The organism is Ignavibacteriales bacterium, assembly GCA_016709155.1.
GTDB lineage: Bacteria > Bacteroidota > Ignavibacteria > Ignavibacteriales > Ignavibacteriaceae > JADJEI01.
On sequence record JADJEI010000006.1, the window covers coordinates 92,029 to 107,604 of the forward strand.

The 15,576-nt window shown below is 35.9% G+C and carries 12 protein-coding genes, 1 tRNA gene and 2 pseudogenes; 12 read left to right on the plus strand and 3 right to left on the minus strand.

All coding sequences use genetic code 11. The annotated features are described in order from the left end of the window. Positions 1 to 9 precede the first annotated feature (9 nt). Entirely contained in the window at positions 10 to 3,126 is a 3,117-nt protein-coding gene (locus tag IPH11_10955; GenBank protein ID MBK6914130.1) for an efflux RND transporter permease subunit, read from the plus strand. Between the two features lie 26 nt (positions 3,127 to 3,152). Continuing rightward, positions 3,153 to 3,452 carry a hypothetical protein gene (locus IPH11_10960; GenBank protein MBK6914131.1) on the plus strand — a complete coding sequence of 100 codons (300 nt, stop codon included), beginning with the start codon at positions 3,153 to 3,155 and terminating at the stop codon, positions 3,450 to 3,452. A gap of 171 nt (positions 3,453 to 3,623) precedes the next feature. On the opposite strand, the pseudogene IPH11_10965 reads toward IPH11_10960, so the two are convergent. The 3 genes and pseudogenes from IPH11_10965 to IPH11_10975 form a co-directional block, all read right to left on the minus strand. After that, a pseudogene (locus tag IPH11_10965) lies at positions 3,624 to 5,155 on the minus strand (solute:sodium symporter family transporter). 641 nt (positions 5,156 to 5,796) lie between these two features. Next, positions 5,797 to 5,869 (minus strand) — tRNA-Thr (locus IPH11_10970). Between the two features lie 150 nt (positions 5,870 to 6,019). Then, the gene (locus IPH11_10975; protein ID MBK6914132.1) at positions 6,020 to 7,363 is read right to left on the minus strand and encodes an HlyC/CorC family transporter; all 1,344 of its coding nucleotides are present in this window, start codon (positions 7,361 to 7,363) and stop codon (positions 6,020 to 6,022) included. Positions 7,364 to 7,584: 221 nt separating this feature from the next. On the opposite strand from IPH11_10975, the gene IPH11_10980 reads away from it, so the two are divergent. The 10 genes and pseudogenes from IPH11_10980 to IPH11_11025 all read left to right on the plus strand — a co-directional run bounded on the left by IPH11_10980 (position 7,585) and on the right by IPH11_11025 (position 15,536). Further along, positions 7,585 to 7,926, plus strand: coding sequence for a DUF971 domain-containing protein (locus tag IPH11_10980; GenBank protein MBK6914133.1), 342 nt, complete (start codon positions 7,585 to 7,587; stop codon positions 7,924 to 7,926). Positions 7,927 to 7,929: 3 nt separating this feature from the next. Further along, entirely contained in the window at positions 7,930 to 8,214 is a 285-nt protein-coding gene (locus IPH11_10985) for a hypothetical protein (protein MBK6914134.1), read from the plus strand. 15 nt (positions 8,215 to 8,229) lie between these two features. Further along, positions 8,230 to 8,697 carry an RNA methyltransferase gene (locus IPH11_10990; GenBank protein MBK6914135.1) on the plus strand — a complete coding sequence of 156 codons (468 nt, stop codon included), beginning with the start codon at positions 8,230 to 8,232 and terminating at the stop codon, positions 8,695 to 8,697. A gap of 19 nt (positions 8,698 to 8,716) precedes the next feature. Next, on the plus strand, positions 8,717 to 9,463 hold the full coding sequence (locus tag IPH11_10995) for a TerC family protein (protein ID MBK6914136.1): 747 nt from the start codon (positions 8,717 to 8,719) through the stop codon (positions 9,461 to 9,463). A gap of 287 nt (positions 9,464 to 9,750) precedes the next feature. Then, positions 9,751 to 11,421: a methylmalonyl-CoA mutase family protein gene (locus IPH11_11000; protein ID MBK6914137.1), complete on the plus strand. Its 1,671-nt coding sequence runs from the start codon at positions 9,751 to 9,753 to the stop codon at positions 11,419 to 11,421. Positions 11,422 to 11,474: 53 nt separating this feature from the next. Then, complete coding sequence (gene mce, locus IPH11_11005) at positions 11,475 to 11,882, plus strand: methylmalonyl-CoA epimerase (GenBank protein MBK6914138.1); 408 nt, start codon at positions 11,475 to 11,477, stop codon at positions 11,880 to 11,882. 49 nt (positions 11,883 to 11,931) lie between these two features. After that, a pseudogene (locus IPH11_11010) lies at positions 11,932 to 13,490 on the plus strand (acyl-CoA carboxylase subunit beta). A gap of 16 nt (positions 13,491 to 13,506) precedes the next feature. Next, positions 13,507 to 13,914 (plus strand): OadG family protein, encoded by a 408-nt coding sequence (locus IPH11_11015; protein MBK6914139.1) that lies wholly within the window; start codon positions 13,507 to 13,509, stop codon positions 13,912 to 13,914. 12 nt (positions 13,915 to 13,926) lie between these two features. Beyond that, complete coding sequence (locus IPH11_11020; protein MBK6914140.1) at positions 13,927 to 14,370, plus strand: biotin/lipoyl-binding protein; 444 nt, start codon at positions 13,927 to 13,929, stop codon at positions 14,368 to 14,370. Positions 14,371 to 14,372: 2 nt separating this feature from the next. After that, positions 14,373 to 15,536, plus strand: coding sequence for a sodium ion-translocating decarboxylase subunit beta (locus IPH11_11025; protein ID MBK6914141.1), 1,164 nt, complete (start codon positions 14,373 to 14,375; stop codon positions 15,534 to 15,536). The last annotated feature ends 40 nt before the right edge of the window (positions 15,537 to 15,576 follow it).

The following is a 15,576-nucleotide window of genomic DNA, read 5'->3' on the forward strand; positions in this document are numbered from 1 at the left end:
GGACTAAAAATGAAATTAGCTGATGTTTCAATAAGACGCCCTGTTTTTGCAACGATGATGATTATGTCATTGGTTGTGCTGGGTTTGTTCTCTTTCATAAAATTAAATGTTGATCTTTATCCCGATGTAGATATTCCTGTAGTAGTAATAACAACTATACTGCCCGGTGCCGGTCCCGAGCAAATTGAAACTGATGTTACAAAAATTATTGAGGATGCAGTAAACCCGGTTGAAGGCGTTGACTTCATCCAATCTACTTCGCAGGAAAATGTTTCACTTGTTGTAATCACTTTTAAACTTGAAATTGACGGCAAAGACGCTGCTCAAAATGTTCGCGAAAAAATTTCTGCCATACGTGCAAAACTCCCATCTGATATTGAAGACCCGGTAATTCAAAGATACGACCCTGCAAGTTTTCCGATCATGTCGCTCTCAGTTGCCGGTGATATGTCTGAAAAAGACATTACCACCTTTACAAAGGATGTGGTAAAGAAAAGATTAGAAAATATTCCCGGTGTCGGCTCGGTAGATCTGGTAGGCGGTGCCGAACGTGAAATTCAAATTGAAGTTGATGCTGCTAAACTTCGTGCGTATAATATTTCTATTCAAGACGTGATAATGAATGTTGGTGCACAAAACGTTGAAATTCCCGGAGGCAATGTTACCGAAGGTAACTCTCAACTTCTTGTACGAACTATGGGCAAGTACAAATCGGTTGATGACTTTAATAAAATAATTGTCGCTACTCCAATGGGAAGACCTGTTTATCTTTCCGATGTTGCAAATGTAGTGGATGGCACAAAAGAGAAAAAGAGTTTAACACGAGTTAATGGCAAAATCGCAGTTGGATTAAATATCATAAAACAATCCGGAAGCAATACAGTTCAGGTTGCAAAGGAAGTAAACAAACAGATTGAATTACTAAAAAGTGAAATACCATCCGGTGTGGCAATTAACGTTGCACAGGATAACAGCATATTCATAAAAGATTCGATAAACGATGTTTTGTTTGATATTCTTTACGGCGGTTTGCTTGCCGTAATTGTCATTTTCTTATTCCTTGCGAACTTCAGGGCAACTGTTATCAGCGGCTTAGCACTACCTGCTTCAATTATTGCCAGCTTTATTTTGATGTATGCATTAAATTTTACTCTGAATATGATGAGCTTACTCGCCCTCTCCCTTGCAGTTGGGCTGCTAATTGATGATGCTATCGTAGTGATAGAAAATATATACAGACACATGTCGCAAGGTGAAACTCCTCTCGAGGCAGCGAAATCAGCTTCTGAAGAAATTGGACTTGCAGTTATGGCAACCACATTTACAATTGTTGCTGTGTTTGTTCCAGTTGCTTTTATGCCGGGTATTGTTGGAAGATTTTTCTACGAATTTGGAATAACAATTTCGGCGGCAGTGTTAGTTTCGCTATTTGTTGCCTTCACTCTCACTCCAATGTTAGCATCAAAGTGGCTTCATAGAGAAGATGAGGCATTAACAAAAGATGGGAATATTTTTAAAAAGATTCTCTATTACTTTAATCACTCTTTTGAATTATTAAATGTTAAATATGAAAAAGCTTTACGCTGGTCGCTAACCCATAGAAAGACTATTGTTTTTAGTGCGATATTAATTTTTATTGGTAGTTTCATGTTAATGGGATTACTCGGCAGTCAATTTTTCCCGGAAAGCGATCAAAGTTCTTTTAGTATTGTTATTAACTCTTCGCCAGGAAGTTCTCTTGATCAAACAAGTTCAATCTGCGAAAAGGTGGAGACTAAATTGAAAAATAAGAGAGAAGTCAAAACTATATTAACAACTATCGGATCTGGTAATGACCCTGTAACAAAAGCTAATATTTTAGTTAAACTTATCCCTACCCATGATAGAACAAAATCTGATAAAGATTTGATGTCAGAAATTCGAAGAGAAGTTAAAAATATTGCCGGGGCTAAAATTGGAATCCGTGTTCCGGGGGGTCCGGGTGGAAACGAAAAGGCTGTAACAATGAGTGTGCGTGGTGAAGACATAAAAAAATTACAGTTGATTTCCCGTAAAGTTGAAAACATTGTCAAATCAACAGTCGGGGCAGTGGATGTCGAAAATAGTTTGGAACTTTCAAAGCCGGAACTAAGGATTAATATTGATAGAGAAAAAGCATCCGATCTTGCTGTTAGTCCTTTAGTTATTGCTTCTTCAATTCGATCAATGGTTGATGGTTATGTGGCAACACAATACCAGGAGGGTGACGAACAAATTGATGTTCGGGTGAGATTAAAAAAATCAGATAGGAGTAATTTAAACGATCTTGCCATGCTCACAATTAAAAGTAATAAAAAAATTGGATTAAAAGATTGGGTGCTTCCAATCAGTGACGTTGCTTCTATTACTCAGGATTTTGGACCTTCTAAAATAAACAGATATGCCAGGCAAAAAGAGATACGTGTTGATGCTAATCTTGAGGGACGATTGCTTGGTAATGTGTTGGCAGATATTAAAAAAGAAACAGACAAATTGGAACTTAAGCCAGGTTATACTATTGAAGTAATTGGACAGGGTAAGATGCAGTCTGATGCTTTTCTGAATATTTTAATTTCACTACTTCTTGCAATAGTATTTGTTTACATTGTGCTTGCTGCACAGTTTGACAGTTTCATACATCCATTTTCAATTATGCTTGCCCTCCCCATGTCTATCATAGGCGCAGTAATTATGCTGTTGATTTTCGGCAGTTCACTCTCTGTAATGTCAATGATAGGAATAATTATGCTAATGGGATTAGTTACTAAAAACGGAATACTGCTTGTTGATTTTACCAATGTGTTACGTGACAGAGGCTTATCAAGATTTGATGCTTTAGTTAAAGCCGGTCCAACAAGATTGCGACCGATATTAATGACAACTTTCGCAATGATATTTGGAATGATACCTGTTGCATTAGGTCTTGGTGAAGGCGCTGAGTTCCGTGCGCCAATGGGACAAGCAGTAATTGGCGGATTGGTAACTTCAACATTACTTACTCTGTTTATTGTTCCGGTTGTATATTCCATTCTTGATGATCTCGGTAAAAAAAGATTTTTCGGCTTTATTAAGAAATTGTTTTATAAAAAAAATAAGAATATTAAATAACCTTTTTCTAAAATTCAGGGTGAAACATGAAACTTGCATTTGTAATTTATCACGACATACTTGAAGACCGAGTTTCAAATGCTCTCAGCGAATTGAGCATTGACTATTTTACGGAGTGGGAAAACGTAAAAGGCAAGGGGCACAATACGGATGCTCATCTCGGCAATCGTCCCTATCCTGGTTATAATATTGTGCGTATGATCGCATTTGCCGCCGATGATCTAATCGAGTCATTAACTTCCAAAATCAAAGAATTGAACGAAGTTATCGAGAGGGATGACGATAAGATCAGAATGTTTCTTGTGCCTCTTGAAAAAATTGTTTGAGAGTTCAGAGAAATTATTATTGTAACTTCTGATGGCAGTGTCATCATTCCTCTACAAGCAGGATTCTATTGATTATTAGTCAGATTGCAGCCCGATTGCTTCGGGACAAGAATGTCAGACGGTTCGAAATCTATTTTTCAGAAGTCTCTGATAATTATTGTTAAGTTCATTTCACCAAAATATTCCGTATAAAATTAGTGTCACTACAATTACAGATGCACCAAGCCAAATCAATTGTGGTGCTGGTGTTAGATCAATATCATTTCGTTTTGGGAGTTGAACAGGTGTTTTTAATGGAATTATCAGCGTGATGGCTGTCATTAACAAAAGTATAATTCCGAATGTTATTGCCATTCTATTAAGAAAAGCAATTTCACCAAATTGCCATTGAAGAAATCCATAAACAGGGACGCATGCAATAAGAGCAACGACTCCTGCTGCAGGTGGAGCTTTTTTCACAATTATCCCAAAAACAAAAGCTGCAAGAATTCCGGGAGAAATATATCCTTGAAATTCCTGAATGTAAGTGAATATCCCTAAAAAATTTGGGTCTCCTAAAAACGGAGCAATCAAACAGCCAAGAAAAACGAAGAGGACTGTCATGATCCTTCCGATGGATACTAATTTTTTTTGTGATGCATTTTTATTTACATAAACTTTGTAAAGATCAAGCGTGAATATTGTAGAAGCAGAATTTAACATTGAAGCTAAGGAACTAATAACAGCACCTGCAATTGCTGCAAGCATAAAACCTCTTAAACCATTTGGAATTAAATTCTTTATTAATAATGGATATGCTGCATCAGTGTTACTCATGCTATCACCGTAAAGCTGAGCTGCTATAATTCCAGGGAAAACAATTACAAATGGAATAATAATTTTTATTGCGGCTGCAAAGATAATCCCCTTTTGCCCTTCCCTTAAACTTTTTGCAGCAAGTGTTCTCTGAGTAATGTATTGATTCAATCCCCAGTAATAAATATTTGGTATCCACAGCCCGATCACTAATGCTGTCCACGGAAGTACTGGATGATCAGCAGGCAAAATCATGTGAAGCTTGTTAGAGTTAACACTAAAAAATTATCCACTCCGCCGACTGCATGCAATCCAAAGAATAAAACTACAGCACCGCCAATTATCAGTGCAGTACCCTGGAAAACATCTGCCCAGGCAACAGCTTTTAACCCTCCCCAGGTTGTGTAAACAGCAGCAATTATACCAATTGCCCAAATTGCTGTATTCATATCGACATTAAAAATTGTATAGATAGTTAAACCGCCGGAATAAATAATCGCTGAAATTGTTACACCGACATAAATTACCATTGTATAAAATGCCATAAGCGAGCGTGCAGTCGAATTATATCTGTATTGAAGAAATTCAGGGATGGTGTAAATTCCGCTGCTTAAAAATCTTGGCAGGAAAAAGAATGCTACGAATACAAGTGTGATAGCTGCCATCCATTCATAGCTTGCAATTGCGAGTCCGACATTGCCAGCACTTTGTCCGGACATTCCAACAAATTGTTCGGATGAAATATTTGCAGCGATAAGTGAGATGCCTATTATTTGCCATACTAATCCGCGACTTGCAAGAAAGTAATCCTCCCCGGTTTCCTCTTTCCTGCTTTTGTACATACTTGTTCCGATAACAATAAAAAAGAAAGAAATAAAAATTAAAATATCCGGTAAGCTCAATTCCATCATGAATTCCTTCGGTTAAATATTTAGTGAATATTTTGGCGTTTGATTTAACAATCGCCCGCAAAAAATAAAAATAATGCTAATCAAAAAAAAAGCCTGACTACAAATTATAATCAGGCTTACTCAGAGTTGGTGATGGGACTCGAACCCGTCCCGCTTCGCGGGACTGATTACAAATCAACTGCTCTACCAATTATAGAAAAAGGATGAACTTTCGTTACATCCTTTCCTTGAGCTGGTGATGGGACTCGAATCCGTCCCGCCTTGCGGGACTGATTACAAATCAACTGCTCTACCAATTATAGAAAAAGGATGAACTTTCGTTACATCCTTTCTTTGAGCTCGCGATGGGACTCGAATCCGTTCCGCCTTGCGGGACTGATTACAAATCAACTGCTCTACCAATTATAGAAAAAGGATGAACTTTCATTTCATCCTTTCTTTGAGCTGGTCATGGGACTCGAATCCGTCCCGCCTTGCGGGACTGATTACAAATCAACTGCTCTACCAATTATAAAAAAAGAATGAACTTTCGTTACATCCTTTCTTTGAGCTGGCCGGGGTCTGAGCGGGACTGATTACAAATCAACTGCTCTACCAATTATAGAAAAAGGATGAACTTTCATTACATCCTTTCTTTGAGCTGGTGATGGGACTCGAACCCGCAACCTGCTGATTACAAATCAGCTGCTCTACCAATTGAGCTACACCAGCTTGTCAATTTTCTTTCACTCTTATTCCGCAATCTTCTCGATTTATCGGGATGCTCTGCCAATTGAGTTGAACAGGCAAAAGTATCATGAACTTTATTTTTGAATAAGAGCGCACAAAACTAATATTTTTTGTTAAACTATACAAGAAATCTCAAGGGCTTTGGAGTTTTTTTTGTGAATTTGATAGACTGAACTCATCAACTTTTGAATACACTTTAAATTGGACCATCTTTTGTCTTATTTTTTTAATTAATTCAAAAGTAATGTCGTTATAAATAAAAGTCTCCCCCGCATTCAAAATTTTACCCGTGCGATCTGCTATAAAGCCGGCAACAGTATTGTATTCTTCAGACTCTGGAAGATCATGATTAAATATCTTATTGAATTCATCAATAAACATTGAGCCAAGAACAATAAACTTTCCATCAGGAAGTTTAGTGTACTCCTTCAATTCAACTTTTGTTTTATCTTTTAACTCTCCCACCAATTCTTCAAGAATGTCTTCAATTGTTATCACACCTTCTGTCCCACCATATTCATCTGTAACAATTGCAAGCCTCTCACCTTGTTTCTGCATATCTTTTAACACATCAGAAATAATCTTTGAATCAGGAATAAAATATGCGGGTCTCACCAAACTTTTCAAATCTGGTTTTTGATTTTCTATAATTGATTTCATTAAATCTTTGATGTGCAATACGCCAATAATATTATCCGCGGAGTCTTCGTAAACCGGAAAAAGAGTGTGACCGCTTCTAATAATTTTATCAATGATTAAATCTCGCTGATCATTAATATCAATTCCTGTCATTTCGGTTCTTGGAATCATTACCTCATTTGCTCTTAACTCGTTAAACTCAAAAATATTTTCTATAATTTCGTGCTCGGTTTCATTTATAGCACCGGACTTGACACTTTCTGAAATAATAATTCGAAGTTCATCCTCGGACAATCTTGTCTGAGAAAAATTTGTTTTTTCCTTAAATGGAATTAGGAAAATGTTGCTGAGGGAACTAACAATTCTCACAGGATATTTGAATAAAATTGTAAGCAGTAACAATGGTTTAACTGTAATTTTTCCGATGGATTCCGAGTACTTAAAGCCAAGAGCTTTCGGAATTAATAAACCGAAAATTAAAATCAGAAATGAATCAATCATTAGTGCAGAGAATAGAGCAAGTAAATTTGAATACTGATTCAGATTTCCAACTACGGAATTTTCAAATAGCGGTTTAAGCAATGTTGAAGCGAAATGAAATACTAGCATCGCTGAAGCTATCAAACATATTGTAGTTAAAGTTTGAATTGTCCCAAAAAATATTTCGGGATCCTTTTGAATCTTTTCAAAACTGAGAGCAATTGTTTCTTTTCTTTCTTTCATTTCTTCAATTTTATTTTCGCCGAATGAAGAGATAGCAATCTCAGCAGCAGCAAGAAATCCCGTTAGAAATATTAGAAAAATGAAAATGATAAGCTCTATAATTTGAATATCCATATGGTTAATATTTATTTTCCTTAATAGAAAAACAGTTTTATAATTTCTATTTGAATCATTACAAATTTAATTAAATTCAAAATCTATTTGAATGAGATTTTACACGATTCCTCTCTCAAAATACTCAAGAATAATTATAACTAAGAATTTTTATAATTTATATTTGAAAAAAGATTAATAGAAAGTATGTTAAATATGAGAATCAACTGATGATATCGTTTATGAAACCGATTCAAATTAAAGTTACTGAAAAAAAATATTTGCAAATAAGATGGAATAATGATTCCATGAGTAAAATTGAGTTGAAATATCTTCGCGACGAATGCCCATGCGCCTCTTGCAAAGGCGAGACAATCCTGCTGCGAAGTTATCGTCCTCCCCGACCTGCTATCCTATCGCCGGAAATGTATTTAATATCTTCAATACAAATGGTTGGTGATTATGCCGTTCAGATAACATGGAAAGACGGACACAATACAGGTATTTATAGTTGGGATTATTTAAAATTAATCGAAACTTCTCAACAGAGTAATGAAAAACAAAACTATCAGCCTTTATTGTAATTTATGATCTCTAAAAATGAATTAAAATTCTTCTCCTCGCTGCTCCACAAAAAATATCGTCTTAAAGAAAATAAATTTTTAGTAGAAGGTGAAAAAATTGTTTTAGAGGGATTGAAAAGTAATTTTGGTTGTGATGTAATAGTAACCACACCATCCTTTGCAGATCAGAACGAGCAGCTAATTAGCAGCTTAGTAAGCAATAAAATTAGAATTGAAATAGCCAGCGCCCTGGATTTCAAAAGAATTTCAGATACCGAAACTACTCAAGGAATTATTGGTGTATTTTAAACGAAGCATTGGAGTATTTTAAACGAAAAATTTAATAATGAGAACATTCTGCTTTATTTAGAAAATATTTCTGAACCAGGGAATCTTGGAACATTACTTCGAACTGCAGATTGGTTTGGAGTAAAATCAGTTTTGATTAGTAAAAATTCTGTCGAACTTTTTAATCCAAAAGTAATACGGGCAAGTATGGGTTCAATATTTCATTTGAAAATATTTACTGAAGTTGAACTAACGCAATTCATTTATTTGAAGTCAAATCAGTATTCATTTTTATGTGCTGACTTAGAAGGAAAAAATATTTTTAATTACCATAAATCCGGAAGATGTATTCTATCAATGGCAAATGAATCTTGCGGTCCATCGCAAGAACTGCTAAAATTAAGTGATGAAGTTATTACTGTACCAAAACTCGGGGAAGCTGAATCCCTTAATGTCGCTTCTGCTGCTGCTGTGATTTTATCTCAACTAACTACAAATACATAATTATTATAATGGAGCGTAAATGGAGTGGTTAACAAGTCCTGATTCGTTAATAGCGTTGTTAACATTGACAGTTCTGGAAATTGTTCTCGGCGTGGACAATATTATTTTCATTTCGATACTTTCCGGAAAATTACCAAAAGAGAAACAAAATAAAGCAAGACTGACCGGTTTATCCCTTGCAATGATCACAAGAATTTTGCTGCTTCTTTCACTAACCTGGCTTATGAAACTAACAGCACCATTATTCGCCGTATCGAATTATGAAATTTCAGGGAAAGATTTAATTCTAATAATTGGAGGATTATTCTTACTTGCTAAATCAACATTCGAAATTCACGATAAGCTTGAAGGTGAGGTGGAACATACGCGAGCTATAAAAAAAGTATCATTTGTTTCAGTCATCGTTCAGATTTTACTTCTCGATATTGTTTTCTCGCTTGACTCAGTCATCACTGCTATTGGGATGGCAAATGAAGTGCTGATCATGATTATTGCGGTCATAGTAGCAGTAATTTTTATGATGTTCTTTTCTAAAATGATAAGTGATTTTGTAAATGATCACCCAACGATTAAAATGCTTGCATTAAGTTTTCTGATTTTAATAGGCGTTTCACTTATCGCAGAAGGATTAGATCAGCATATTCCTAAGGGCTACATTTATTTCGCAATGGCTTTCTCCGTTTTTGTCGAAATGTTAAATATGAAAATGAGAAAAACAAAGACGAAACCCGTTCAGTTACATCAAAATTTTGATACTGATAAGTAATTATATATCTAAAAAAAATGACTTGAAAAATTTCATTTAACACTTGACAACTGAAATTTCTCATTTTCAAGAAAATTAGAACTCTGAATTTCCCTTTTATGAAGTTTTCATGTTATTTGGCAATTAATTTTTCTTAATCTAAGTTTAACAAACATAACTTTTTTTCTACTTTCTAATGGCATTATGTTTGTTCTAAACAGTTGCTGAAATAATTTTAGCATTTTCGGTTTTCAGCTATCTGTGCAAAATTAAATGCATAGAGAAATAATAATTGAAAGGATGACAAATTGGGAATAATCAAAAACTCTTCTTCGGAAAAGTTTTATAGTTGGATAACTAATACTTACAAGAAATCAATTCAAATAAATCCTGAGCAAAAAAAAGAATTTACCACAGGTTCATTTACTCCCATCGAGTCACTTTATGTTCCCGATAAAACCGATTCCAAATATGAAAGTGAGATAGGATTTCCCGGCGAATATCCTTTCACACGAGGGATTCAACCCACCATGTATCGCGGACGATTCTGGACGATGAGACAATATGCAGGATTTGGAACAGCAAAAGAATCTAATCAGCGTTATCGTTATTTATTGGATCAAGGGCAGTCTGGTTTATCAGTCGCATTTGATCTACCGACTCAAATTGGTTATGACAGCGATGACCCAATCGCTTCAGGGGAAGTTGGTAAGGTTGGTGTTGCAATAGATACCCTTGCTGATATGGAAATTCTTTTTGAGAAGATTCCACTGGATAAAGTTTCAACCTCAATGACGATTAATGCACCTGCCTCTGTCCTACTCGCAATGTACATCGCGGTGGCAGAAAAGTGTGGAGTAGGAAAAGATAAAATCAGCGGCCCAATTCAAAACGATATTTTAAAAGAATACATCGCACGCGGTACATATATTTACCCTCCAAAAGCCTCAATGAGATTAATTACAAATATATTTGAATACTGCGCTAATGAAGTACCCAGGTTTAACACTATTTCAATCTCGGGGTACCATATTAGGGAAGCTGGTTCAACTGCAGCGCAGGAGGTGGGATTTACTTTGGCAAATGGAATTGCTTATGTAGAAGCCGCAATCAAAGCAGGATTAAATGTTGATGAATTCGCAAAACGTTTGTCATTTTTCTTTAATTCACATAATGATTTATTGGAGGAAGTTGCTAAATTTCGGGCAGCGAGAAGAATGTGGGCAAAAATTATGCGCGAGAGATTCAAGGCAAAAGATCCAAGAAGCTGGATGCTCAGGTTTCATACTCAAACTGCAGGCTCGACATTAACAGCCCAACAGGTTGATAACAATATAGTCAGAGTTACGATTCAAACTCTTGCGGCTGTTCTTGGCGGGACACAAAGTTTACACACAAATTCCCGTGATGAAGCTCTTGCCCTTCCGAATGAAGATTCTGTGCGAATTGCTCTTAGAACTCAACAGATAGTTGCAAACGAAAGTGGAGTTGCAAATACAATTGATCCCCTTGCCGGCTCTTATTACATTGAAAATCTCACCGATCAAATTGAAAAAGACGCCGTTGAATATATTAATAAAATTGATTCATTGGGTGGGGTTATCAATGCAATTGAATCCGGTTTTATTCAAATGGAAATTCAAAAAGCTGCCTATAAATATGAAATGGAAATTGAATCAGGAGAGCGAGTAATTGTAGGAGTAAATAAATTTCAGATGAAGGAAGGAGAACCAAAAGGATTATTAAAAATTAATCCCCGTGTTCAACAGGAACAAATTAAATTCCTTTCGAAAATAAAGACTGAAAGAAATAATGACTCCGTAAACCTTGCACTTAATAAATTAAAAACGGCAGCAGAAGGAAACGATAACCTAATGCCGTTTATAGTTGATGCAGTAAAAAATTATGCAAGCATCGGTGAGATTTGCAATACAATGAGAGAGGTATTTGGTGAATACAAAGAGCACGTTATTATTTAATCAATGATGAGTAATAAGAAATTAACAATCAAAAAAAAATACCCGAAAAAAAAATGAACATTTCACACATAGAACATATAGGCATTGCAGTTAAAAACATCGATGAAGCAATTAATTATTACGAAAACATACTCGGGTTAAAATGTTACGCTGTTGAAGAAGTGAGAGATCAAAAAGTTAAGACTGCTTTTTTTATGGTTGGACAAACAAAAATTGAATTGTTAGAATCTACTTCGCCTGACGGACCAATAGGTAAATTTATTGAAAAGAAGGGTGAGGGTATTCATCACCTTGCATTTGCAGTTAATGGATTACAAAATTCACTCGATGAAGTAAAATCCAAAAATGTAATTCTGATTGATGAAAAACCCAGAAAAGGTGCTGAAGGATTGAACATCGCATTCCTTCATCCAAAATCTACGTTTGGAGTTTTAACAGAACTCTGTGACAAACCGGAATAGAAATTAATAAGCTCTATACTATATAAAATATATTTTACAGGTAAACAAAATGGCAATGCAGGATAAAATAAAAGAGTTGATGGCACTTCGCCAGCAGGCTAAACTCGGCGGCGGAGAAAAGCGCATCGCATCTCAACATAAAAAAGGCAAACTAACTGCAAGAGAAAGATTAGAACTTTTACTTGATGAAGGCAGCTTTGAAGAATTTGATATGTTTGTTTGTCATCGCAGTATTGATTTTGGGTTAGATAAAGAATCTTATTTATCAGATGGAGTTGTTACCGGTTATGGAACCATTGATGGCAGATTGGTGTATGTTTTTTCACAGGACTTTACAGTTTTTGGCGGCTCACTTTCTGAAATGTATGCGGAAAAAATTTGCAAGGTTATGGATAAAGCACTTAAAGTCGGTGCGCCTATTATCGGAATAAATGACAGCGGCGGAGCTCGAATACAGGAGGGTGTGAAAAGTCTGGGCGGATATGCTGATATCTTTCAGAGAAATATTTTAGCATCCGGCGTTATCCCTCAAATCTCTGCGGTTTTTGGACCGTGCGCAGGCGGTGCAGTTTACTCCCCGCTCTAACTGACTTTATAGTTATGAATAAAACAGCAAGCTACATGTTTGTTACAGGACCAAAAGTTGTAAAAACTGTAACCGGCGAATCTGTAACTGAAGATGAACTCGGTGGTGCGATGATTCACGGTTCAAAATCAGGAGTTGCGCATTTCGTTGCTGATGATGAAGAAGAAGGAATCTCTTTAATCAGGAAATTACTAAGTTATCTTCCGCAAAATAATTTAGAAGATCCACCAATTCTTCCCTGCGATGATCCAATAGATCGATTAGAAGATATTCTTAACTCAATCATCCCTGAAGCCACAAACAAACCTTACGATGTTAAAGATGTTATTTATGCGGTTGTTGATACACATGAGTTCTTGGAAATACAGAGACACTTTGCTCCTAACATCGTAACAGGTTTTGCAAGATTTAATGGAATGCCTGTTGGTATTGTTGCTAATCAGCCTAACTATCTTGCCGGGGTTCTTGATATTAACTCATCGCGTAAAGCTGCACGCTTTGTTAGATTTTGTGACGCATTCAATATTCCAATAGTAACATTTGTTGATGTGCCGGGATTTTTACCTGGAACGACTCAAGAGTACGGTGGAATTATTATTCATGGTGCAAAACTTTTATTTGCTTATGGCGAAGCCACAGTTCCCAAAGTAACGGTTATTCTTCGTAAAGCTTACGGTGGTGCTTATGATGTTATGAGTTCAAAACATTTACGCGGAGATATTAACTACGCATGGCCAGGTGCCGAAATTGCAGTGATGGGTCCCAAAGGTGCAATTGAAGTTCTTCATCAAAAAGAATTGCAATTGATTACCGATCCCGAAGAAAGGATTAAATTCGTTAAAGAACGTGAAGAAGATTATAGAATGAAATTTGCAACCCCCTATGTTGCAGCAAAGTATGGATATATTGATGATGTTATCGAACCAAGAAATACAAGGTTTAGAGTAATACGTGCGTTGCAGTCACTCGCAACAAAAAAGGATGTAAATCCACCCAAAAAACATTCTAACCTACCATTATAATCAAAGGAAAATAAAAATGTTTTTAGGTTTATTACAACAAATAATTAAAGATACTTCAACAGTTACCATTCATAAAAATTCGGATTTGTTTTTAAAGATTGATCCATGGGGTATTGGAATGACCGTAATTGGATATGTTGTCGTTTTTTTAGCCCTGCTTTTCCTATACATCACATTTTCGAATCTTACTAAAGTATTAAATATTAATGTTAGACGAATACTCCGAAGAGAAGGAAAGACCGATTCAGTTACTGAAGAATTATCTATTTCCGGAGAACTAAATGCAGCAATTAGCATGGCGTTACATCTTTATTATTCTGAAATCCACGACCACGAAGATACGGTATTAACTATAAATAAAATTTCAAGAGCTTATTCACCATGGAGTTCAAAAATTTACGGCTTAAGACAAAACCCAAGATAAACGAGAACCATAATGAAAAAATTTAAATTTACAATTCAAGGCAACAAGTACGATGTTAATATTCTTAATGTCGAAGATAACATTGCAGAAATAGAAGTTAACGGAGCAGTGTATCAGGTAGAGGTTGATAAAGTTATTTCCCAAAGTAAAACACCGAAACTTGTAAGATCTGTTGCAGTGCCAACAACTGAATCCAGAAAAACTGAACAAAGAACAAGTGCACCTTCAGCACCAAAAGGAACCGGTTTTATTAAATCACCTTTACCGGGTGTTATTCTTGACGTGTATGTAAAAGAAGGTGATACTGTTAAAGTTGGAACAAAACTACTTATGCTTGAGGCAATGAAGATGGAAAATAATATAAATGCAGACAAGGATGGTGTAGTAAAATCAATCAAAATTAAGACAGGCGATTCTGTCCTTGAAGGTGATATTCTTATCGAAATTGGAGCATAACTATGGATCAGTTTTTTCAATTTATGTCTCACGGTTTCGATCAGTTTTTCAGGTACACTGCTTTTCCAAACTTTACTGTTGGACACGTTGTAATGTTAGCTGTTGGACTTGTATTCATATATTTAGCGATTGCAAAAGAATATGAACCATTACTTTTAGTACCAATCGGTTTTGGTATTCTAATTGGCAACATTCCTTTTCTTCAAGGTGCAAATTTACAGATCGGCATTTATGAACCAGGAAGTGTGATGGGATATCTATACTTTGGTGTAATAAAAGGAATTTATCCTCCTCTGATATTTTTAGGTATCGGTGCGATGACTGATTTTTCAGCACTATTATCAAATCCCAAATTAATGTTACTTGGTGCGGCAGCACAACTTGGAATATTTGGCGCTTATATGATTGCATTATTCTTAGATTTTCTTCCAGCGCAAGCAGCAGCAATTGGTATAATTGGCGGAGCAGACGGACCAACTGCAATATTCCTGTCATCAAAATTAGCTCCCGAACTTGTTGGAGCAATCGCAATATCCGCATATTCTTATATGGCGCTTGTACCAGTAATTCAGCCGCCAATTATGAAACTTCTTACTACTGATAAGGAACGATTGATCAGAATGAAGCCTCCTCGTGCAGTTTCAAAGACTGAAAAGGTACTCTTCCCAATCGTTGGATTAATCTTAACTACACTGATTGTCCCAAGTGCAATGCCTCTGCTGGGAATGTTGTTCTTTGGAAATATTCTAAAGGAAAGTGGAGTCACTAAACGATTAGCTGATACGGCGAAAGGTTCCTTGATAGATATAGTAACTATCCTAATTGGATTAACGGTGGGGGCATCAACACAGGCAACTACATTTCTGACATCCCGATCTGTGGGGATATTTGCACTAGGCGCATTATCTTTTGTTATCGCAACTGCGGGAGGAATATTTTTTACTAAATTTATGAATTTATTTCTAAAAGAAGGGAATAAAATAAATCCATTAATTGGTAATGCTGGTGTGTCCGCTGTACCCGATAGCGCAAGAGTTTCTCAAATAATTGGATTGCAGTATGATAAAACAAATCACTTGCTAATGCATGCAATGGCACCAAATGTTGCAGGAGTTATTGGCAGTGCTGTTGCTGCGGGTATTTTATTAAGTTTCTTTATGGGATGAATCATTTTCTAACAATTATCCAATATCAAATTTGATAAGG

Excerpts from the sequence above, each read along its gene's own strand:
- IPH11_10955 (MBK6914130.1), top strand. The coding sequence starts at position 10 with ATGAAATTAGCTGATGTTTCAATAAGACGCCCTGTTTTTGCAACGATG.
- IPH11_10960 (MBK6914131.1), top strand. The coding sequence starts at position 3,153 with ATGAAACTTGCATTTGTAATTTATCACGACATACTTGAAGACCGAGTT.
- IPH11_10975 (MBK6914132.1), bottom strand. The coding sequence starts at position 7,363 with ATGGATATTCAAATTATAGAGCTTATCATTTTCATTTTTCTAATATTT.
- IPH11_10980 (MBK6914133.1), top strand. The coding sequence starts at position 7,585 with ATGAAACCGATTCAAATTAAAGTTACTGAAAAAAAATATTTGCAAATA.
- IPH11_10985 (MBK6914134.1), top strand. The coding sequence starts at position 7,930 with ATGATCTCTAAAAATGAATTAAAATTCTTCTCCTCGCTGCTCCACAAA.
- IPH11_10995 (MBK6914136.1), top strand. The coding sequence starts at position 8,717 with ATGGAGTGGTTAACAAGTCCTGATTCGTTAATAGCGTTGTTAACATTG.
- mce (MBK6914138.1), top strand. The coding sequence starts at position 11,475 with ATGAACATTTCACACATAGAACATATAGGCATTGCAGTTAAAAACATC.
- IPH11_11015 (MBK6914139.1), top strand. The coding sequence starts at position 13,507 with ATGTTTTTAGGTTTATTACAACAAATAATTAAAGATACTTCAACAGTT.
- IPH11_11020 (MBK6914140.1), top strand. The coding sequence starts at position 13,927 with ATGAAAAAATTTAAATTTACAATTCAAGGCAACAAGTACGATGTTAAT.
- IPH11_11025 (MBK6914141.1), top strand. The coding sequence starts at position 14,373 with ATGGATCAGTTTTTTCAATTTATGTCTCACGGTTTCGATCAGTTTTTC.